Below are 20,250 nucleotides of genomic sequence, written 5' to 3' on the forward strand. Positions count from 1 at the left end.
GGCGTGTTTACAGAATGTTGAACGGAACCGTGGTCACGAGACGGAACTCGTTGATGCTGCCGTCAGCCTGGTTTTCGCTGGCACGGTGCGCGGTGTAGGTCGCGCGAACGGTGGTGGCCTTCAGCGGGCCGCTTTGTACGGCGTAGGAAGCGCCGATGCCGTATTCGTAATGGGTTTCGCCATCCATCGACTGAATGCCGTCGTAACCCTTGCCCGCTACACCACCGTTGCCGGTGTAGTGAGTGCCGTCGATGCCCCAGCCGCGAGCCTGGTAGATGTTGAACTTCAGGCCTGGCACGCCGTATTCGGCCATGTTCAGACCGTAGGCAATCTGGAACGATTTTTCGTTCGGGCCGTTGAAGTCCGACAGCAGGGAGTTGGCCAGGTAGATGCCGTTGGTTTCGTGCAGGTAGTCGAAGTACTCGTTACCGTTCACTTCCTGGTACGAGAAGGTGAGGCTATGAGCCTGGTGAGCCAGGCCCAGCGACAGGGAGTAGGTGTCGTTGTCGATTTTGCCGATCAACGCCTTACCTTCGTCCTTGGTCTTGTAGTAGTTCAGGCCAGTGGTCAGGCTCAGGACCTGGCTATCGCCCAGCACGTGGCTGGCGCCGAAGTAGTATTGGTTCCAGATGTCTTCGGCCTGGGTGGCCCAGAGGCTGGTGGTCAGGCTGGCAAACGGGGTGTAGGTGAGACCGCCGGTGTAGACGTGGTCGGTTTCAACGATGCCGTTGGCGTATTCGGTACGGAATTTACGCTGGCTTTCTTCGGTACGTGGTGAGTTGCGATCGAACGTGGCCAGATCGAAAGCCAGGTTGTTCAGCTCTTCGCTGTGGATCGCCACACCTTCGAAACTCGAAGGCAGCGCACGGTTGCCGATAACGTCGACCATCGGGCTGCTGAAGTTCATGCGGCCAGCGGTCAGGGTGGTGTTGGAGATTCGGGCCTTGACGTTGGCCAGACCCATTTTGCTCCACTGGCCTTGAGCGTCACCGCCTTCGGTGGTCAGGGTACGGTTGTTGCCCGCGCCTGGGCGAGTGCCCGGTGCGCCGCCGTTATTGGAGGCCAGGTCCTTGCGGTCCCGATCCAGTGCGATGGCGTTGTAGGCTGCCACTTCAGTGCTGAAACCGACAGTGCCTTCGGTGAAGCCCGAGTTGTACTTGACGATGGTGCCCTGAACCCAGTTGATCCGGCGGTCGGTCGGGGTCGAAACGCCGTCCTTCTTGTACTGGAACTTGCCACCGCGTTGCAGTTGCTCGTTGGCGTACCAGTTACGGGTAGTGCCGCTAATCGACTGGCCTTCGAGAAAACCAGTGGCGTCGCTTTGAGCATTCTTCTCATTCACAGTAACCGGGGTGTAGGCCTGGCTCTGGGGTTCTGCGTACGCCGTGGCGGTAACGCTGCTGATGGCCAAGGCCAGTATCGCGGTGCTGCTCAGTTTCATGGGTAAAGCTCCTTACTTTCTTTTTTTATGCCGTTCTTTTTTGATGAGCCGGCTATTTGCTTTGGAACTCAATGCACGCATCGCAAACGTTTGCTGTACGCCTTATGGGCGAATTACGGCAACACGCTTGCGTGAGGGCGCAAGGCGCCCCCGGCGATGTAGCTACACGGTTTTACTTTTCGATGCTGACACCCGAGAAGACGTTGCGACCGAACGGGCTCACCTTGAACCCTTCGATTTTGGCGCTCAACGGTTGGTTGACCGTCGAGTGGGCGACTGGCGTGATCGGCACTTGCTGCTTGAGCAACTGCTGCGCCTGTTTGTAAAGCTCGGTGCGCTGGTCATGGTCGGTCACGACCTTGGCCTGCTTGATCAGCTTGTCGTAAGCCGGATCGCACCACATGGAGTAGTTGTTGCCACCAATGGCATCGCAGCTGTAGAGCGTGCCGAGCCAGTTGTCCGGGTCACCGTTGTCACCGGTCCAGCCGATCAGGCTGATGTCGTGCTCGCCATTCTTGGTGCGTTTGATGTATTCGCCCCATTCGTAGCTGACGATCTTGATCTTGAGACCGATCTTCGCCCAGTCAGCCTGGAGCATTTCGGCCATCAACTTGGCGTTGGGGTTGTACGGTCGCTGAACCGGCATGGCCCACAGGGTGATCTCGGTACCTTCTTTCACGCCGGCAGCCTTGAGCAATTCTTTGGCTTTTTCCGGGTTGTAGGCGGCGTCCTTAATGGTGTCGTCGTAGGACCATTGGGTCGGCGGCATGGCGTTGACGGCCAGTTGTCCTGCGCCCTGGTAAACGGCGTTGAGAATGCCTTGCTTGTTCACCGCCATGTCCAGTGCCTGGCGCACTTCAAGCTGGTCGAACGGTTTGTGGCGCACGTTGTAGGCGATGTAGCCGAGGTTGAAGCCGGGTTTCTCGATCAACTGCAGCTTCGGGTCGCTTTTCAGTGCGGTCACATCGGCAGGGCGCGGGTGCAGGGTGATCTGGCACTCATTGGCCTTGAGTTTCTGCACGCGTACCGACGCATCGGTGTTGATGGCGAAGATCAGGTTGTCGAGCTTGACCCGGCTCGGGTCCCAGTACTGCTTGTTGCCGGTGTAACGGATATTCGAGTCTTTCTGGTAGCTCTTGAATACGAACGGTCCGGTGCCGATCGGTTTCTGGTTGATGTCGCTCGGCTTGCCTTCGGTCAGCAGCTTGTTGGCGTACTCGGCGGAAAGGATGGCGGCGAAGCTCATGGCGATGTTCTGAATGAACGCGGCGTCGACGCTGTTAAGCGTCATGACCACGGTCAGCGGCCCGGTCTTTTCGACCTTGGCGATGTTCTTGTTCAGGCTCATGCCGTTGAAATATGGAAATTCGGTCGGGTAAGCCTTACGGAAAGGGTGTTGCGGATCGAGCATGCGGTTGAATGTGAACAGCACATCATCGGCGTTGAAGTCACGAGTCGGTGTGAAGTACTTGGTCGTGTGAAACTTCACCCCGGGACGAAGGTGAAAGGTGTACTTGAGGCCGTCCTCGGAAATATCCCAACTCGTGGCCAGGCCCGGTACGACATTGGTCGCGCCTTTTTCGAACTCTGCCAGGCGGTTGTACAGCGGCTCGGCGGCGTCATTATCCGTCGCGGTCGTGTACTGCGCGGTGTCGAAGCCAGCAGGACTGCCTTCGGAGCAGAACACCAGGCTGTTGTTGGCGGCCTGGCTCATGGAAGTGGCGGCCAACAGGCCGGAGCCCAGCAGTGCGGATAAAACCAAGGTATGGCGCATAACGCTCCCTCTCGTTCAGTGTTTTGACAATGAGCCGTTGTCCCGTCCGCGGACGTGGAGGCCTCACTGGTTTCAAGCCATGGCGTGCATCAGAAAAACCGATGACCCACGCATAAGCTGGTCGGATCCCGACGGTATGAATCGTGGGCCCGGCAGTAAATGCGTAGAGTCCGAAAGACTCGTAGGAAATGACGACGCGTCCTAAAGGACTGCTGTAGTCAGCAGACGATTTGGATGTAGGCGGATTCCTGCTTTCTCGGGTAATACGGCAATGGCGACGTCAAAAACGTCGCCATTGCCGAACCTTATTTGCTGACGCTGACACCGTAGAAGGAGTTCAAGCCAAACGGGCTGATCTTGAAATCCTGCACTTCGGCGCGCATGGGTTGGAACACCGTCGAGTGAGCGATAGGTGTCATTGGAGTCTGGTCTTTCAGAATGTGTTGAGCCTGTTTGTACAGCTCGGTGCGCTTGGCCTGATCCGAGGTGCGCTTGGCTTGCTTGACGATGTCGTCAAACGGCTTGTAGCACCACTTGGAGAAGTTGTTGCCTTCCAGCGAGTCGCATCCGAACAGCACGTTCAGCCAGTTGTCCGGATCACCATTGTCACCGCTCCAGCCAATCAGCATTGCCTGGTTTTCGCCACCTTTGGAACGCTTGATGTACTCGCCCCACTCGTAGCTCTGGATCTTGACCTTGAGGCCGATCTTGGACCAGTCGGACTGCAGCATTTCTGCCATCAGCTTGGCGTTCGGGTTGTATGGACGCTGTACCGGCATCGCCCAGAGCACGATTTCGGTGCCCTCTTTAACGCCCGCTTCCTTGAGCAGCTCTTTGGCTTTCTCGGGGTTGTACGGTGCATCCTTGATGGTGGTGTCGTAGGACCACTGGGTCGGCGGCATGGCGTTGACGGCCAATTGGCCGGCGCCCTGGTACACGGAGTCGATGATCTGTTGCTTGTTGACGGCCATGTCCAGCGCCTGGCGAACCTTCAGGTCGGCCAGCGGGTTTGCCTCGGTCTGACCCTTGACCTTGGGCATCACGTTGTAGGCGATGTAACCCAGGTTGAAACCAGCCTGGTCTGGCAGCTTCAGAGTCTTGTCTTCGCGCAGCGCCTTCAGGTCGGCCGGACGCGGGAACAGAGTGACCTGGCACTCATTCTTCTTCAGCTTCTGGATGCGTACCGACGGGTCGGTGGTGATGGCGAAGATCAGGTTGTCGATCTTGACGTCTTCAGGCTTCCAGTAGTCCTTGTTCCCGGTGTAGCGGATGTTGGAGTCTTTCTGGTAGCTCTTGAACACGAACGGACCCGTGCCGACCGGCTTCTGGTTGATGTCGGCGGCCTTGCCTTCCTTGAGCAGCTGGGCAGCGTACTCGGCGGACTGGATCGAGGCGAAGCTCATGGCCATGTTCTGGATGAACGCGGCATCGACGTCTTTGAGGGTGAACTTGACAGTGTGGTCGTCGACTTTATCGATCTTGGTGATGTTGGTGTCCATCCCCATGTCGGTGAAGTACGGGAATTCGGTCGGGTACGCTTTGCGGAACGGGTCATCCTTGTTAATCATGCGATTAAAGGTGAACAGCACGTCGTCGGCGTTGAACTCACGAGTGGGCTTGAAGTACGGGGTGGTGTGGAACTTGACGCCTTCACGCAAGTGGAAGGTGTAGGTCAGGCCGTCATCGGAGACGTCCCATTTGGTCGCCAGCCCAGGAACTACGGCGGTGCCGCCGCGCTCGAACTGGGTCAAACGGTTGAACATGGTCTCGGCTGAGGCGTCGAAGTCGGTTCCGGTGGTGTATTGACCCGGATCGAAACCGGCCGGGCTCCCTTCGGAGCAGAACACCAGGTTAGTCGCAGCTTGGGCGAAAGGCGCGGCCGCTAATAAGCCGGCACCTAATAGAAACGGAATGACCGCGTGTTTAAGCATGGTGGCCTCATGATTTGTTGTCATTTTTTGATTTTGAGGACGACCTCGTGAGTCGTGCCTGCGGATACTTATGCAGGGGCCATACCCAATGCAAGATCCAGAGTGACTACAAGCCTTAAACAGTGGCACGAACGTACCTTAATGTCGCATATGTATAAAATTTGACGCATTTGACCGTTTGCGCGGTGTTTTTATCGTGCTAACGGCGCCCCTTTTTGGTGCGTTAAGGCCTTGGCGGCGCCCGTGGGTGGGGCGAGGTGTTACCTATTTATACCCCTGTCCCTCAGTGGGGGCAGGGGTAAATGGGAGCCATTATTGTTGCCAGGCTCATGAGCAAGATGTACGAAGTGCAACTGCGATAGTTGTCTGGGTATTCCTGTTTATTTCCAGAATCAGCATAGACGTCGGTTTGCAAAAAAAAAGGCGATCACTTGAATGATCGCCTTTTTTGCCTACCGGTTATGAATCAAGGCATCAGCACTTCAATCGAACCGTCGGCAGTCATGCTGACCTGGCTGGTGCCCGCTTCCACTTCCGGCGTGACCGGAGCGGCGTCCATGCTGGCAGCTTTCATCATCATCGGTGCGCGCATGTACGGTTGTGGATAGCCGTTGCTGTTGAGGTTCAGGTTGACGATCTTGTAACCCTTGCCCCCCAGTGCATCAGTGGCCAGTTGGGCGCGGGCCTTGAACGCGGTCACGGCGTCCTTGAGCAGGGCGTCTTCGCTGGCCTTGCGGGTTGGCGTGGCAATGGCGAAGTCCATGCCGCCCATCTTCAGGTCGGTGAGCAGTTCGCCGGTGAGTTTCGACAGTGCGGCGAAGTCCGGGCTTTCCAGGCGCAGCTCGGCGCGTTCACGCCAGCCAGTGATTTTTTGACCCTTGGTGTCATAGATCGGGTAGCTGTTGCGGCTGCCCTGGCGCAAAGTGATGTCCTTGACCTGTTTGGCCTGGGCCAGCGCCTTGTTCATGGTGGTGCTGACATCGGCGGCGAGTTTGGCCGGGTCACTGTTTTGTTCTTCGGTGTAGAGGGTCACGATCATCAGGTCGCGAGCCACTTCCTGACTGACTTCGGCGCGCAGTGAAATCTGGTTGTAATGAAGCTCGTCGGCAGCCAGGGCCGGGAGGCTGGCGATCGCGCCAATGCTCAGGGCGAGGAGGGCGGCGCTGCGGCGGAATGTGTGCATGAAAGCTCCTTGGAAGGGTGCGCAGGGCTCTGTTCCGGGCCTGCGTGAAACCATCAGACTCTAGCCTCTATGATCCGGTTCGCACAGTTACAACTTCTATACAGATACACATGCCCCCTGTAGGAGCGAGCCTGCTCGCGATGAACCTGAGAGCACCGAGGGGTGCCAGGTTCCCAGCGTCACCGTTGACGACCATCGCGAGCAGGCTCGCTCCTGCATGTGGCCGTTTGCCGCACTTTTTCCTGTCAGCCCCCGCGCTTGGTTATACTCCCGGCGATCCGCCTGGAGCGCTCATCAGGAGAGCTCATGCTCGCCCCCGTTCAAATTACCTCCGCAACTCGCCAGAATCTCTGGCGGCTGACGTTCATCCGCACTTTAGTGTTGGCCGCCCAGGCCGGCTCCGTGGGCCTGGCCTACTGGTTTGAATTGCTGCCGTTGCCCTGGTTCCAGCTGGCGGCGACCCTCGGTTGCTCGATGCTGTTGTGTGCGTTCACGGCGATTCGCCTGCGTACGTCATGGCCGGTGACAGAACTCGAATACGCCTTGCAACTGGCCTGCGACCTGTTTATCCACAGTGCCTTGCTGTACTTTTCGGGCGGCTCGACCAACCCGTTCGTGTCTTATTACCTGGTGCCACTGACCATCGCGGCCGTGACATTGCCGTGGCGTTATTCGGTGATCCTGTCCGGTATCGCGTTGACGATGTACACCCTGTTGCTGGCGCGCTTTTATCCGTTGCAGACCTTCCCGATCGCTCGGGAAAACCTGCAGGTTTACGGGATGTGGCTGAGTTTTGCCCTCGCCGCGGCGGTCATCACCTTCTTCGCCGCGCGCATGGCCGAAGAGTTGCGCCGTCAGGAAGAACTGCGCGCCATTCGCCGCGAAGAAGGACTGCGCGACCAGCAATTGCTGGCCGTGGCCACCCAGGCGGCCGGCGCCGCCCATGAACTGGGTACGCCACTGGCGACCATGAGCGTGTTGCTCAAGGAAATGCGCCAGGATCACCACGACCCGATGCTGCAGGACGACCTGAGCGTGCTGCAGGATCAGGTCAAGCTGTGCAAAGAGACCTTGCAACAACTGGTGCGCGCCGCCGAAGCCAATCGCCGCCTGGCCGTGGAGATGCAGGACGTCACCGACTGGCTCGATGAGGCACTGAACCGCTGGCACCTGATGCGCCCGGAAGCCAGCTATCGCTTCCAGCGCCTGGGTCAAGGCAAGGTGCCGCGCATGGCTCCACCGCCGGACCTGACCCAGGCCCTGTTGAATTTGCTGAACAACGCCGCCGATGCCTGTCCCGAGGGCCTGCAAGTGACGCTGGACTGGGATGCGGATAACCTGACGATCAGCATTCGCGACCACGGAGCCGGTGTACCGCTGGCCATCGCCGAGCAGATTGGCAAGCCATTTTTTACCACCAAGGGCAAAGGTTTCGGCCTGGGCCTGTTTTTGAGCAAGGCCAGCGTGACACGCGCCGGCGGCTCAGTGAAACTCTACAGTCATGAGGAAGGCGGCACGCTCACCGAGCTGCGCCTGCCCCGTGTCGCCCGAGGAGACCAACATGAGTGACGAAATCCAAGTCGAAGGCGAAGAACTGCCGCATTTGCTGCTGGTCGATGACGACGCAACATTTACCCGCGTCATGGCTCGAGCGATGGCTCGCCGTGGTTTTCGCGTCAGTACCGCCGGTTCCGCCGAAGAAGGCCTGGCGATGGCCCAGGCCGATCTGCCGGACTACGCCGCCCTGGACCTGAAAATGGACGGCGACTCGGGTCTGGTGTTGTTGCCCAAATTGCTGGAAATGGACCCGGAAATGCGCGTGGTGATCCTCACGGGTTACTCGAGCATTGCCACCGCCGTCGAGGCGATCAAGCGCGGTGCCTGCAACTACCTGTGCAAACCGGCGGATGCCGACGACGTTCTGGCCGCGCTGCTTTCCGAGCATGCCGACCTCGACAGCCTGGTGCCGGAGAATCCGATGTCGGTCGACCGTCTGCAGTGGGAGCATATCCAGCGCGTCTTGACCGAGCACGAAGGCAACATCTCCGCCACGGCCCGCGCCCTGGGCATGCATCGCCGCACGCTGCAGCGCAAACTGCAGAAGCGCCCCGTTCGCCGCTGAACCTGTGCTGAACGAATGCGGGTAGCTCCTCGCGACAAACCGAACCGATCATCTATGATCGGTTCGTGCGTGTTTTTTTCTTTATCGAGCCTTTTCCATGAATCAGAACGCTGAATATTCTGCGGTCAACGACGCGGTGCGCGGGCAGTTTTTTCGCAAAGTGTGGGCGATGACCACGCCTTACTGGCGTAGCGAAGAGAAGGGCAAGGCCTGGACGTTGCTGATCGCCGTGATTGCCCTCTCGTTGGTCAGCGTCGGGATCTCGGTGTGGTTCAACACCTGGTACAAAGACTTCTACAACGCCCTGCAGAAGAAGGATGAGGCGTCGTTCTGGACGTTGATCCTGTATTTCTGCGCCATTGCCGCGGTGGCGATTATCGGTGCGGTGTACCGCCTTTACCTGACCCAGATGCTGACCATACGGTGGCGGGCCTGGCTCACCGAAAAGTATTTCGCCCGCTGGCTCAGCGACAAAAATTACTATCGGCTGGAGCAGGGCGGTTACACCGATAACCCGGACCAGCGGATATCGGAAGACCTCAACAACTTCACCTTGAACACGCTGAGCCTGGGCCTTGGGCTGATTCGCAATATTGTCAGCCTGGTGTCGTTCTCGATCATCCTGTGGGGTGTATCAGGCAGTATTGAAGTGCTCGGCTTCACCATTCCCGGCTACATGTTCTGGTGCGTGCTGGTGTATGCCGCGGTCGGCAGTTGGCTGACGCATTTGATCGGTCGTCGTTTGATCGGCCTGAACAACCAACAACAACGCTTCGAAGCCGACCTGCGTTTCTCCATGGTCCGGGTCCGTGAAAATGCTGAAAGCATTGCGTTGTACAACGGCGAGCCCAACGAAAACCGCCGCCTGAGCAGTCGTTTCGGGATGGTTTGGCATAACTTCTGGGACATCATGAAGGTGTCCAAGCGTCTGACGTTCTTCACGTCCGGTTACAGCCAGATTGCGATCATTTTTCCGTTCATGGTCGCTGCGCCGCGTTACTTCTCCGGCAAGATCGAACTCGGTGAACTGATGCAAATCAGCTCGGCTTTCGGCAACGTTCAGGAGAGTTTCAGCTGGTTTATCAGTGCGTATCAGGACCTCGCTTCCTGGCGCGCCACCTGTGATCGTTTGTTGAGCTTCCGTCAGGCCATGGTCGATAACGAAGAGCGTGTCCCGGCCATCGACGTGCAGAATCAAGGGAATGCATTGCAGGTGCACAACCTCGGCCTCGATCTTGCTGACGGTCGCCATCTGCTGACCAATGCCGAGATGACCGTGGAGGAGGGCGAGCGCGTGATGCTCAGCGGTCGCTCCGGCAGCGGCAAGTCGACCTTGCTGCGGGCGATGGGGCATCTGTGGCCGGCGGGCCACGGCAGTATCCGCCTGCCGGCGGCGCGTTACCTGTTCCTGCCGCAGAAACCCTATCTGCCGATTGGTACGTTGCGCGAGGCATTGAGTTATCCACAGGCCGGCGATACCTACCCGAACGAGCGCTACGTGCACGTACTGGAAACCTGCCGACTGCCGCATCTGGTGGCGCGCCTCGATGAAGCCAATCACTGGCAGCGTCTGCTGTCGCCAGGTGAGCAACAGCGCCTGGCCTTCGCCCGTGCCCTGATTTATGCGCCGCAATGGTTGTACATGGACGAAGCGACGTCGGCGATGGATGAAGAGGATGAGGCTTCGCTGTATCAGGCGCTGATCGATGAGTTGCCGGGACTGAGCATCATCAGCGTCGGCCATCGCAGCAGTCTCAAGCGTTTCCATCCGCGGCACATTCGTATCGAGAATGGCCGCCTGGTGGACCAGGCCGTGACCGCCTGAACACGCATTCCCTATAGGAGCGAGCCTGCTCGCGAGGGTGGCTAACGATAACGCGTGCCACCTGAATACACGCGGCGCTCGCCAGTCCATCGCGAGCAGGCTCGCTCCTACACAGGGTGATGGGTGATCGTACAACCGTGTTGAGCTATGATGCGGTTTCAACCGAATTTTTCGAGACAGATGTTCACCATGGAAAACCTGAACGACACACCACGCCTCCCTCGCAAGCGCCGCAGCCTCGCGCAGGAACTGGTGACGGTGCTGTCCGAGCAGATCCGCGACGGCCACCTCAAGCGTGGTGACAAGTTGCCCACCGAGTCGGCAATCATGGACGCCCATGGCGTCAGCCGCACGGTGGTGCGCGAGGCGATTTCCCGTCTGCAGGCGGCGGGGCAGGTGGAAACCCGCCACGGTATCGGCACCTTCGTTCTCGACACCCCGAGCCCGAGCGGTTTCCGTATCGATCCGGCAACAGTGGTGACCTTGCGTGATGTGCTGGCCATCCTGGAGCTGCGCATCAGCCTGGAGGTGGAGTCCGCCGGTCTGGCCGCGCAACGCCGAACCCCTGAGCAGTTGGCGTTGATGCGCGCGGCACTGGATGCCTTGAATGAAAGCGTCTCCCACGCCGGCGATGCCGTGGCCTCGGACTTCCAGTTCCACCTGCAAATCGCCCTGTCGACCGGCAACCGCTACTTCACCGACATCATGACCCACCTGGGCACCAGCATCATTCCGCGCACTCGCCTCAATTCCGCGCGGCTGGCCCACGATGACCAGCAGCACTACATGAATCGCCTGAGCCGCGAGCACGAAGAAATCTACGATGCGATTGCTCGCCAGGATTCCGATGCGGCCCGCGCGGCCATGCGTTTGCACCTGACGAACAGCCGCGAGCGGTTGCGTCATGCCCATGAAGAGGCAGAGGCGCAGCGGGGGTAGGCAATCTACCCCTGTGTCATCCATCGTCTCAGTTACCGCTATCGCGAGCAGGCTCGCTCCCCCGTTTGACTTGCGGTGAACACGATTTGTGCGCACCTAAATTCCTGTGTGGGAGCGAGCCTGTTATCAGCCATTTCCCACATCCCCAGCTTGTTTGCTCAGTCCATCAATCTTCTGACAACGTATCTCTATTGAGCCGGCGTCTGCCCCGCTTTTCCTGCCCCAATAGCCGCTGAACGCCCTATCTCGCCTGACTCTTGTCGAACAATTTTCACCCACGGCGATGAAATGCAGTTGACGGTTATATTTTAAGTTGTACGATGACCTACAACTTCAGCAAAGGCTGAACGGTTTTCTCACACACAAACGTCGCTACCCAGGGTGTTCGAATAATGAATCCACAAGAACTGAAGTCCATCCTCTCTTCCGGCCTGTTGTCTTTCCCGGTCACCGATTTCAATGCCCAGGGCGATTTCCACCGCGCTGGCTACATCAAGCGTCTCGAATGGCTGGCCCCATACGGCGCCTCGGCTCTGTTCGCCGCCGGCGGCACCGGTGAGTTCTTCTCTCTGGCGGCCAGCGAATATTCGGAAATCATCAAGACGGCGGTCGACACTTGCGCCACCAGCGTGCCGATTCTGGCCGGTGTTGGCGGTTCGACCCGTCAAGCCATCGAATACGCGCAGGAAGCTGAGCGTCTGGGCGCCAAGGGCCTGTTGCTGTTGCCGCATTACCTGACCGAAGCCAGCCAGGACGGCGTTGCCGCCCACGTTGAAGCCGTGTGCAAATCGGTCAACATCGGTGTCGTGGTCTACAACCGCAATGTTTGCCGTCTGAACGCGCCGTTGCTGGAGCGTCTGGCCGAGCGCTGCCCGAACCTGATCGGCTACAAGGACGGCCTGGGTGATATCGAGTTGATGGTGTCGATCCGCCGCCGCCTCGGTGACCGTTTCAGCTACCTGGGCGGCTTGCCGACCGCTGAAGTCTATGCCGCTGCCTATAAAGCGCTGGGCGTGCCGGTCTACTCCTCGGCGGTGTTCAACTTCATCCCGAAAACCGCGATGGACTTCTACCACGCGATCGCGCGTGACGATCACGCCACCGTTGGCAAGATCATTGATGACTTCTTCCTGCCGTACCTGGACATCCGTAACCGCAAAGCCGGTTACGCCGTGAGCATCGTCAAGGCCGGGGCAAAAATTGCCGGTTACGACGCGGGCCCTGTGCGTGCACCGCTGACCGATCTGACGGGCGAAGAGTACGAAATGCTCGCCGCGCTGATCGACAAGCAGGGCGCGCAGTAACACATCCGGTTTAACGGGGCCGCTGGGTATTCAGCGGCCTTTTGCGTGAGATTTTTTTGTTTCGAGGGCAGTCCCGTGACAAATGCAAAGCGTTTCGACAACTACATCAACGGCGAATGGGTCGCGGCCAGCGATTACGCGACCAACATCAACCCGTCCGAGCTCAGCGATGCCATCGGCGACTACGCCAAGGCTGACCTGGCCCAAGTCCACGCCGCCATCGATGCCGCCCGTGCCGCGTTTCCGGCGTGGTCCACATCCGGCATTCAGGCGCGTCACGATTCCCTGGATAAAGTCGGCACTGAAATTCTCGCCCGTCGCGATGAGCTCGGCACATTGCTGGCTCGGGAAGAGGGCAAGACCCTGCCCGAGGCCATTGGCGAAGTGACCCGCGCCGGCAACATTTTCAAATTCTTCGCCGGTGAATGCCTGCGCCTGTCCGGCGACTACCTGCCGTCGGTACGCCCGGGCGTCAACGTTGAAGTCACTCGTGAAGCACTGGGTGTGGTCGGTCTGATTACCCCGTGGAACTTCCCGATTGCCATCCCGTCGTGGAAAATCGCCCCGGCCCTGGCCTACGGCAACTGCGTCGTGCTCAAGCCTGCGGACCTGGTGCCAGGTTGCGCCTGGGCCCTGGCGGAAATCATCTCCCGCGCGGGCTTCCCGGCGGGCGTGTTCAACCTGGTGATGGGCAGCGGTCGCGTGGTGGGTGATGCCCTGGTCCACAGCCCGAAAGTCGACGGCATCAGCTTCACCGGTTCCGTGGGTGTCGGTCGTCAGATCGCCGTCAGCTGCGTGTCGCGCCAGGCCAAGGTCCAGCTGGAAATGGGCGGCAAGAACCCGCAGATCATTCTTGAGGACGCCGACCTCAAACAAGCGGTCGAGCTGTCGGTGCAGAGCGCGTTCTACTCCACCGGCCAGCGTTGCACCGCGTCGAGCCGCTTCATCGTCACTGCCGGCATCCACGACAAGTTCGTCGAAGCCATGGCCGAGCGCATGAAGTCGATCAAGGTCGGCCACGCGTTGAAAGCGGGCACCGATATCGGTCCGGTGGTTTCCCAGGCTCAACTGGAACAGGACATGAAGTACATCGACATCGGCCAGTCCGAAGGTGCGCGTCTGGTCAGCGGCGGTGGCTTGGTGACCTGTGACACCGAGGGCTACTACCTCGCTCCGACGCTGTTTGCCGACAGCGAAGCGGCGATGCGCATCAGCCGCGAAGAGATCTTCGGCCCGGTGGCCAACGTGGTTCGCGTCGCGGATTACGAAGCGGCATTGGCCATGGCCAACGACACCGAGTTCGGTCTGTCGGCGGGCATCGCCACGACGTCGTTGAAGTACGCCAACCACTTCAAGCGCCACTCCCAGGCCGGGATGGTGATGGTCAACCTGCCGACCGCTGGCGTGGATTACCACGTTCCGTTCGGCGGGCGTAAAGGTTCGTCCTATGGCTCCCGCGAGCAAGGCCGCTATGCGCAAGAGTTCTACACGGTCGTGAAGACCAGTTACATCGGCTCGTAAGGCAATACCCCCTGTAGGAGCGAGCCCTGCTCGCGATGGTCTTGAAGTCGCCACGGTCAACCTGATGCCCCGCGTCATCGTTGAACACCATCGCGAGCAGGACTCGCTCCTACAGGGATCGCACCCGTTTCACCCGCGCATAAAAATAATCAGTGGGAGTACATCTACATGCAATCGACCAAGCCGACTCACGTCCGCTATTTGATCTTGCTCATGCTTTTCCTGGTGACCACGATCAACTACGCCGACCGGGCTACCATCGCCATTGCCGGCTCCAGCCTGCAAAAAGACCTCGGCATCGACGCGGTCACCCTTGGCTATATCTTCTCTGCATTCGGTTGGGCCTACGTGGCCGGGCAAATTCCCGGTGGCTGGCTGCTGGACCGTTTCGGCTCGAAAAAAATCTATGCCTTGAGCATTTTCACCTGGTCGCTGTTCACCGTCCTGCAGGGTTATGTCGGTGAGTTCGGCATGTCCACGGCGATTGTCGCGCTGTTCATGCTGCGCTTCCTGGTGGGCCTGGCCGAAGCGCCGTCCTTTCCCGGCAACGCTCGCATCGTGGCGGCCTGGTTCCCAACCGCTGAACGCGGCACGGCATCGGCGATCTTCAACTCCGCTCAATACTTCGCCACGGTGCTGTTCGCGCCGCTCATGGGCTGGATCGTCTACACCTTTGGCTGGCAGCATGTGTTTGTCGTGATGGGCAGCATCGGTATCGTGTTCTCTCTGATCTGGCTGAAAGTTATCCACAGCCCGCGTCAGCACCCGATGATCAATGACGCCGAGTTCAAGCACATCGCCGAGAACGGCGGCATGGTCGACATGGACCAGGACAAAGGCAAGGGCAAAAAGGTCGACGGGCCAAAGTGGGACTACATTCGCCAGCTGTTGACCAACCGCATGATGCTCGGCGTCTACCTCGGCCAATACTGCATCAACGGCATCACTTACTTCTTCCTGACCTGGTTCCCGGTGTACCTGGTGCAAGAGCGCGGCATGACCATCCTCAAGGCCGGCTTCATTGCCTCGTTGCCAGCGATCTGCGGCTTTATTGGTGGCGTGCTCGGCGGGGTGATTTCCGACTACCTGCTGCGCAAGGGGCATTCCCTGACGTTCGCCCGCAAGGCGCCGATCATTGCCGGCCTGCTGGTTTCCAGCAGCATCGTGGCGTGTAACTACGTCGATATCGAATGGATGGTCGTGGGCTTCATGGCGCTGGCGTTCTTCGGCAAGGGCGTGGGCGCGCTTGGCTGGGCGGTGGTCTCTGATACTTCGCCGAAACAGATCGCCGGTTTGAGCGGTGGCCTGTTCAACATGTTTGGCAACCTCGCCTCGATCACCACCCCGATCGTGATCGGTTACATCATCAGCTCCACCGGATCGTTCAAGTGGGCGCTGGTGTTTGTCGGTTGCAACGCACTGGTCGCGGTGTTCAGCTATCTGGTCATCGTCGGTCCGATCAAACGCGTTGTGCTCAAAGAACCACCGATGGGCGGTCCTGAAATGAATAACAAGTTGTCTCAAGCGCATTCCTGAGGAGCGGCGTCATGCAGTTGATTGAACATTCCGACTCGCCGCGCTACATCCGCCTGCACGAGCGGGACAATGTGGTGATCGTGGTCAACGATCAGGGCGTACCGGCCGGCACCGAGTTTGCCGATGGCCTGGTCACCGTGGATTTCGTGCCACAAAGTCACAAGGTCACCCTAGAGGACATCCCCGAGGGCGGACAGGTGATTCGTTACGGCCAGACCATTGGCTACGCCTTGCAGCCGATTCCACGCGGCAGTTGGGTCAAGGAGGACCAATTGCGCATGCCCACCGCGCCACCGCTGGACAGCCTGCCGCTGTCCACCGAAGTGCCGGCCGCACAAGCACCGCTCGAAGGCTATACCTTCGAGGGTTATCGCAACGCCGACGGCACGGTTGGCACGCGTAACATTCTCGGCATCACGACCACGGTGCAGTGCGTTACCGGCGTGCTGGACCATGCGGTCAAGCGCATCAAGGACGAGCTGCTGCCCAAGTACCCGAACGTCGATGACGTGGTGGCGCTGACCCACAGTTACGGCTGCGGCGTGGCGATCACCGCCACCGATGCCTACATCCCGATTCGCACCGTGCGCAATCTGGCGCGCAACCCGAACCTGGGTGGCGAGGCCTTGGTGATCAGCCTGGGCTGCGAGAAATTGCAGGCCGGGCAAGTGATGCACGAGAACGACAGCTCGGTGGATTTGAGCGAACCCTGGTTGTATCGCCTGCAGGATTCCAGTCACGGTTTTACCGAGATGATCGAGCAGATCATGGCGCTGGCCGAGACCCGTTTGAAGAAGCTCGATCAGCGCCGTCGGGAAACCGTGCCGGCGTCCGAGCTGATCCTGGGCATGCAATGCGGTGGCAGTGATGCGTTCTCCGGGATCACCGCTAACCCGGCCCTGGGCTACGCCTCGGACTTGCTGTTGCGTGCGGGTGCGACGGTGATGTTCTCCGAAGTGACCGAAGTGCGCGACGCGATCTACCTGCTGACTTCGCGCGCGCAAACCAGGGAAGTCGCTCAGGAGTTGGTGCGGGAAATGGACTGGTATGACCGTTACCTGGCCAAGGGGGAAGCGGATCGCAGTGCCAACACCACGCCGGGCAACAAGAAAGGCGGGTTGTCGAACATTGTCGAGAAATCCCTGGGGTCGATCGTCAAGTCCGGCAGCAGTGCTATCACTGGCGTGCTCGGCCCTGGCGAGCGCTTCAAGCAAAAAGGCCTGATCTTTTGCGCAACGCCGGCCAGCGACTTTGTCTGCGGAACCTTGCAACTGGCGGCGGGGATGAACCTGCACGTGTTCACCACCGGTCGTGGCACGCCTTATGGATTGGCGATGGCGCCCGTGGTGAAGGTATCGACCCGCACTGAGCTGGCACAGCGCTGGCCAGACCTGATCGACATCGACGCGGGGCGAATCGCCACCGGACGCGCCTCCATCGAGGACCTCGGCTGGGAGTTGTTCCACTACTACCTGGACGTGGCCAGCGGCAAGAAACAGACGTGGGCGGAGCGGCACAAGCTGCATAACGACATCACCTTGTTCAATCCGGCGCCAATCACGTAAGACCGCGTCGGCTGCATCGCTGGCAAGCCAGCTCCCACAGGAATCTTCTGCGTTGCATAAGACGTATGAACACCGAGGAACCTGTGGGAGCTGGCTTGCCAGCGATAGCGTTCTACCAGACGGCGAGGGACTTGCTGGCTTATCATTAGCCCCCTAACGACGCTCACCCAAGGTTATCCACGGCATGCTGGCCATTTTCCTCGAAACCCTGAACATCACCGCCCCGGTGTTCGCCATGCTGTTTCTGGGGGTGCTGCTCAAGCGCATCAATTGGATCAACGATAACTTCATCCACACCGCGTCGGCGTTGGTGTTCAACGTCACCATGCCGGCGTTGCTGTTTCTCGGCATCCTGCACGCCGACCTGCACGCCGCGCTGCAACCAGCGTTGCTCATTTACTTCTCCCTCGCCACCCTGGTGTGCTTTGCCATCGCCTGGGGCTGGGCGATTTTCAAGTGCCCGCGAGAAGACCGCGGGATCTACACCCAAGGCGCATTTCGCGGTAACAACGGGGTCATCGGCCTGGCGCTGGCGGCGAGCATGTACGGCGATTACGGGATTTCCCTGGGGGCGATTCTCGCGGCGCTGGTGATCCTGTTTTACAACACGCTGTCGACCATCGTGCTGGCGGTGTACAGCCCGGTGATCAAGTCCGATCCGTGGAGCATTTGCAAAAGCGTATTCAGCAATCCGCTGATCATCAGCGTGATCGCGGCGGCACCGTTTGCCTACTTCAAGATCGGTTTGCCGGGATGGCTGGAAACCTCCGGCCAGTACCTGGCGCAGACCACCCTGCCGTTGGCATTGATCTGCATTGGCGGCACGTTGTCGCTGGCGGCGATGCGCAAGAGCGGCCCGATGGCGCTGAGTTCAAGTCTGGTGAAGATGCTCGGCCTGCCGATACTGGCGACGCTCGGCGCGTGGCTCTGGGGCTTTCGTGGTGCGGAGCTGGGGATTCTGTTCCTGTACTTCGGCAGCCCGACGGCGGCGGCCAGTTTTGTCATGGCCCGGGCAGCCAATGGCAATCATGAACTGGCGGCGGCGATCATCGTCATTACCACGTTGATGGCGGCGGTCACCACCAACGTCGGGATCTTTTTGTTGCAGTGGGGTGGTTGGATCTAGTCGCTGAAGAGTCGGTGCTTTTTAGGGCCTCATCGCGAGCAGGCTCGCTCCCACATTTGGAATGCATTCCCTGTGGGAGCGAGCCTGCTCGCGATGTCACTCCGGCTTCTGGTAGGTATCAATCACTTCCTGCGCCGCCCGAAACGCGTCGATCGCCGCCGGCACGCCGGCATACACCGCGCAATGCAACAGCGCTTCACGAATTTCTTCCACCGTGCAGCCATTGTTCAGCGCGCCGCGCACGTGACCTTTCAATTCCTGCGGGCACTTCAGCGCTGTCAGGGCGGCGAGGGTGATCAGGCTGCGGGTTTTAAGCGGCAAGCCTTCGCGGCTCCAGACGCTGCCCCAGGCGTGTTCGTTGACGAAATCCTGCAGCGGCTGGGTGAACTCGGTGGCATTGCCCAGCGCGCGGTCGACGAAGGCGTCGCCCATCACTTGGCGGCGTACTTCAACGCCGGTCTTCTTGTTCTCGGTCATGGCAATTCTCTCTTGTGGTGTTGGCGATGCCAGGCGCGCAGCGACGTGAACAGCAAAAACGCCACCAGCGCCGGCAGGACGAAAAACAGCATCAGGTGTTCAAGCTTGCCCGCCAATGGCATGCCGGTGGTGAACGACACCACGTGCAGGCCGTAAGCCAGATACAAACCCAGAAACAGCAAGCCCTCGGCGCGGGTCACCCGGTAGCCGGAATAGAACACCGGCAGGCACAGCGCGGCGACGCCGAGCATCACTGGCAGGTCGAAATCCAGGGCATTGGGCGATACCGATAGGGGTGTCGGCGCGACCAGTGCGGTAAAGCCCAAAACGCCCAACAGGTTGAACAGGTTGCTGCCAATGACGTTGCCCACCGCGATCTCCCGTTCGCCACGGGAGGCGGCGATCAGCGAGGTCGCGAGCTCCGGCAGGGAAGTGCCGATGGCGACGATGGTCAGGCCGATGATCCGTTCCGACAGTCCCAAATCAGTGGCGACCGCAACCGCCGCGCCCAACAATAAGTGGCCGGCGTACACCAGCATTGCCAGGCCGGCAATGATCATCATCAGACTTTTTAACCATGGCGCTTGCACCGGGTGCTCATGAGTCGACTGCGGACGCGCCGAGTGCTTCGACTGACGCAGCAACAGGCCCAGGTACAGCAGCAGTGCGGTCAGGAGAATGACGCCATCGGCACGGGTCAGCTCTTCATTCCAGGCCAGCACGAACACCAGCAGGCTGGCGCCGATCATCAGCGGAATATCCAGGCGCACCAGTTGCCGTGAAACTCGCAGGGGGATGATCAGCGCCGACAGTCCGAGGGTCACGAGGATATTGAAAATGCTGCTGCCGATCACGCTGCCGACGGCAATGTCGGCGTTATGCGCCAGTGTGGCCTGCAGGCTGATGGCCATCTGCGGTGCGCTGCTGCCGAGGGCGACGATGGTCAGGCCGATGATCAGTGGTCGCACATGCAGGCGCGCGGCCAGGCGCACGGCGGCACGTACCATCAGTTCGGCGCCGGCAATCAGCAGCACCAGGCCGCTGAGCAATTCGATCACGCTGATCAGGGGTAAATCGGCTAGTCCGAAGATGGTCGGGGCTCCGTTTGTCAGTCGTCGAGGGCTTGCACGCGAACCCGCGCAGTGCCGCTCTTGAGCATGCCCAGGCGTTCGGCGGCCTCATGGGACAGGTCGATCAGGCGCCCACGGGTATGCGGCCCACGATCGTTGATGCGGACCACGCAGGATTTGTCGTTGTTCAGGTTGGTGACCTTCACTCGCGTGCCGAAGGGAAGCTGGCGATGGGCGGCGGTCAGGGAATTCCGGTCGAAACGCTCGCCGCTGGCGGTGCGTTTACCTTGGTGTTTGGCGCCGTAGTACGAGGCCATGCCGGTCTTGTCGTAGCCGTGTGGGTCGACGATATCGTTACTCGCGCAGCCGGCGAGGAGGGAAAGGAGGGCGCAGGCGCCGAGCAGACGTTTCATTCGAAGGTTTCCCGAAACAAACT

16 protein-coding genes are annotated in these 20,250 nt (G+C 59.7%); 9 read left to right on the top strand and 7 right to left on the bottom strand.

Annotated features, from left to right (window positions below):
• Nucleotides 1–7 precede the first annotated feature (7 nt).
• The 4 genes from BLV61_RS20415 to BLV61_RS20430 all read right to left on the bottom strand — a co-directional run bounded on the left by BLV61_RS20415 (nt 8) and on the right by BLV61_RS20430 (nt 6,329).
• Nucleotides 8–1,441 carry an OprD family porin gene (locus BLV61_RS20415; protein WP_090467136.1) on the bottom strand — a complete coding sequence of 478 codons (1,434 nt, stop codon included), beginning with the start codon at nt 1,439–1,441 and terminating at the stop codon, nt 8–10.
• Nucleotides 1,442–1,613: 172 nt separating this feature from the next.
• Entirely contained in the window at nt 1,614–3,215 is a 1,602-nt protein-coding gene (locus BLV61_RS20420; protein ID WP_090467138.1) for an ABC transporter substrate-binding protein, read from the bottom strand.
• A gap of 305 nt (nt 3,216–3,520) precedes the next feature.
• Complete coding sequence (locus BLV61_RS20425) at nt 3,521–5,146, bottom strand: ABC transporter substrate-binding protein (RefSeq protein WP_090467142.1); 1,626 nt, start codon at nt 5,144–5,146, stop codon at nt 3,521–3,523.
• A gap of 466 nt (nt 5,147–5,612) precedes the next feature.
• Nucleotides 5,613–6,329, bottom strand: coding sequence for an SIMPL domain-containing protein (locus tag BLV61_RS20430; RefSeq protein WP_047537618.1), 717 nt, complete (start codon nt 6,327–6,329; stop codon nt 5,613–5,615).
• A 306-nt stretch (nt 6,330–6,635) separates the two neighbouring features.
• Between BLV61_RS20430 and BLV61_RS20435 the strand changes: the two genes are divergently transcribed.
• The 9 genes from BLV61_RS20435 (at nt 6,636) to BLV61_RS20475 (ending at nt 18,267) form a co-directional block, all read left to right on the top strand.
• The gene (locus tag BLV61_RS20435) at nt 6,636–7,898 is read left to right on the top strand and encodes an ATP-binding protein (protein WP_047537621.1); all 1,263 of its coding nucleotides are present in this window, start codon (nt 6,636–6,638) and stop codon (nt 7,896–7,898) included.
• Entirely contained in the window at nt 7,891–8,451 is a 561-nt protein-coding gene (locus BLV61_RS20440) for a response regulator transcription factor (protein WP_047537624.1), read from the top strand. Before BLV61_RS20435 ends, BLV61_RS20440 begins: the two co-directional genes overlap by 8 nt.
• Nucleotides 8,452–8,548: 97 nt before the next feature.
• Nucleotides 8,549–10,276: an ABC transporter ATP-binding protein/permease gene (locus BLV61_RS20445; protein ID WP_090467145.1), complete on the top strand. Its 1,728-nt coding sequence runs from the start codon at nt 8,549–8,551 to the stop codon at nt 10,274–10,276.
• Between the two features lie 189 nt (nt 10,277–10,465).
• Entirely contained in the window at nt 10,466–11,215 is a 750-nt protein-coding gene (locus tag BLV61_RS20450) for a FadR/GntR family transcriptional regulator (protein WP_177329342.1), read from the top strand.
• A gap of 392 nt (nt 11,216–11,607) precedes the next feature.
• A complete protein-coding gene (gene kdgD, locus BLV61_RS20455; protein WP_047537632.1) occupies nt 11,608–12,519 on the top strand; it encodes a 5-dehydro-4-deoxyglucarate dehydratase in 912 nt (303 codons plus the stop codon).
• Between the two features lie 75 nt (nt 12,520–12,594).
• Nucleotides 12,595–14,040, top strand: a complete 1,446-nt coding sequence (locus tag BLV61_RS20460) for an aldehyde dehydrogenase family protein (protein ID WP_090467148.1) — start codon at nt 12,595–12,597, stop codon at nt 14,038–14,040.
• A gap of 168 nt (nt 14,041–14,208) precedes the next feature.
• Nucleotides 14,209–15,576 (top strand): MFS transporter, encoded by a 1,368-nt coding sequence (locus BLV61_RS20465; RefSeq protein WP_090467150.1) that lies wholly within the window; start codon nt 14,209–14,211, stop codon nt 15,574–15,576.
• Between the two features lie 11 nt (nt 15,577–15,587).
• Nucleotides 15,588–17,141, top strand: a complete 1,554-nt coding sequence (gene garD / locus BLV61_RS20470; protein WP_090467153.1) for a galactarate dehydratase — start codon at nt 15,588–15,590, stop codon at nt 17,139–17,141.
• A 184-nt stretch (nt 17,142–17,325) separates the two neighbouring features.
• On the top strand, nt 17,326–18,267 hold the full coding sequence (locus tag BLV61_RS20475; RefSeq protein ID WP_047537643.1) for an AEC family transporter: 942 nt from the start codon (nt 17,326–17,328) through the stop codon (nt 18,265–18,267).
• Between the two features lie 96 nt (nt 18,268–18,363).
• Here the strand turns inward: BLV61_RS20475 and BLV61_RS20480 are convergent, their stop codons facing one another.
• Genes BLV61_RS20480 through BLV61_RS20490 form a run of 3 tightly spaced genes read right to left on the bottom strand, consistent with a single transcriptional unit; the run spans nt 18,364 to nt 20,227 of the window.
• A complete protein-coding gene (locus tag BLV61_RS20480; protein ID WP_047537646.1) occupies nt 18,364–18,744 on the bottom strand; it encodes a carboxymuconolactone decarboxylase family protein in 381 nt (126 codons plus the stop codon).
• Nucleotides 18,741–19,802 carry a calcium/sodium antiporter gene (locus BLV61_RS20485; protein WP_090467154.1) on the bottom strand — a complete coding sequence of 354 codons (1,062 nt, stop codon included), beginning with the start codon at nt 19,800–19,802 and terminating at the stop codon, nt 18,741–18,743. The genes BLV61_RS20480 and BLV61_RS20485 overlap by 4 nt, the downstream gene beginning before the upstream one ends.
• A 50-nt stretch (nt 19,803–19,852) precedes the next feature.
• The gene (locus BLV61_RS20490; protein ID WP_047537653.1) at nt 19,853–20,227 is read right to left on the bottom strand and encodes a septal ring lytic transglycosylase RlpA family protein; all 375 of its coding nucleotides are present in this window, start codon (nt 20,225–20,227) and stop codon (nt 19,853–19,855) included.
• Nucleotides 20,228–20,250: the final 23 nt, after the last annotated feature.

This window comes from Pseudomonas mohnii, assembly GCF_900105115.1.
Classification (GTDB): domain Bacteria; phylum Pseudomonadota; class Gammaproteobacteria; order Pseudomonadales; family Pseudomonadaceae; genus Aquipseudomonas; species Aquipseudomonas mohnii.

What these genes read in the sequence shown, in the direction of transcription:
- BLV61_RS20440 (WP_047537624.1), top strand. Translation starts at nt 7,891, where the DNA reads ATGAGTGACGAAATCCAAGTCGAAGGCGAAGAACTGCCGCATTTGCTG.
- BLV61_RS20450 (WP_177329342.1), top strand. Translation starts at nt 10,466, where the DNA reads ATGGAAAACCTGAACGACACACCACGCCTCCCTCGCAAGCGCCGCAGC.
- BLV61_RS20480 (WP_047537646.1), bottom strand. Translation starts at nt 18,744, where the DNA reads ATGACCGAGAACAAGAAGACCGGCGTTGAAGTACGCCGCCAAGTGATG.
- garD (WP_090467153.1), top strand. Translation starts at nt 15,588, where the DNA reads ATGCAGTTGATTGAACATTCCGACTCGCCGCGCTACATCCGCCTGCAC.
- BLV61_RS20475 (WP_047537643.1), top strand. Translation starts at nt 17,326, where the DNA reads ATGCTGGCCATTTTCCTCGAAACCCTGAACATCACCGCCCCGGTGTTC.
- BLV61_RS20425 (WP_090467142.1), bottom strand. Translation starts at nt 5,146, where the DNA reads ATGCTTAAACACGCGGTCATTCCGTTTCTATTAGGTGCCGGCTTATTA.
- kdgD (WP_047537632.1), top strand. Translation starts at nt 11,608, where the DNA reads ATGAATCCACAAGAACTGAAGTCCATCCTCTCTTCCGGCCTGTTGTCT.
- BLV61_RS20445 (WP_090467145.1), top strand. Translation starts at nt 8,549, where the DNA reads ATGAATCAGAACGCTGAATATTCTGCGGTCAACGACGCGGTGCGCGGG.
- BLV61_RS20430 (WP_047537618.1), bottom strand. Translation starts at nt 6,329, where the DNA reads ATGCACACATTCCGCCGCAGCGCCGCCCTCCTCGCCCTGAGCATTGGC.
- BLV61_RS20435 (WP_047537621.1), top strand. Translation starts at nt 6,636, where the DNA reads ATGCTCGCCCCCGTTCAAATTACCTCCGCAACTCGCCAGAATCTCTGG.
- BLV61_RS20465 (WP_090467150.1), top strand. Translation starts at nt 14,209, where the DNA reads ATGCAATCGACCAAGCCGACTCACGTCCGCTATTTGATCTTGCTCATG.
- BLV61_RS20420 (WP_090467138.1), bottom strand. Translation starts at nt 3,215, where the DNA reads ATGCGCCATACCTTGGTTTTATCCGCACTGCTGGGCTCCGGCCTGTTG.
- BLV61_RS20490 (WP_047537653.1), bottom strand. Translation starts at nt 20,227, where the DNA reads ATGAAACGTCTGCTCGGCGCCTGCGCCCTCCTTTCCCTCCTCGCCGGC.
- BLV61_RS20415 (WP_090467136.1), bottom strand. Translation starts at nt 1,441, where the DNA reads ATGAAACTGAGCAGCACCGCGATACTGGCCTTGGCCATCAGCAGCGTT.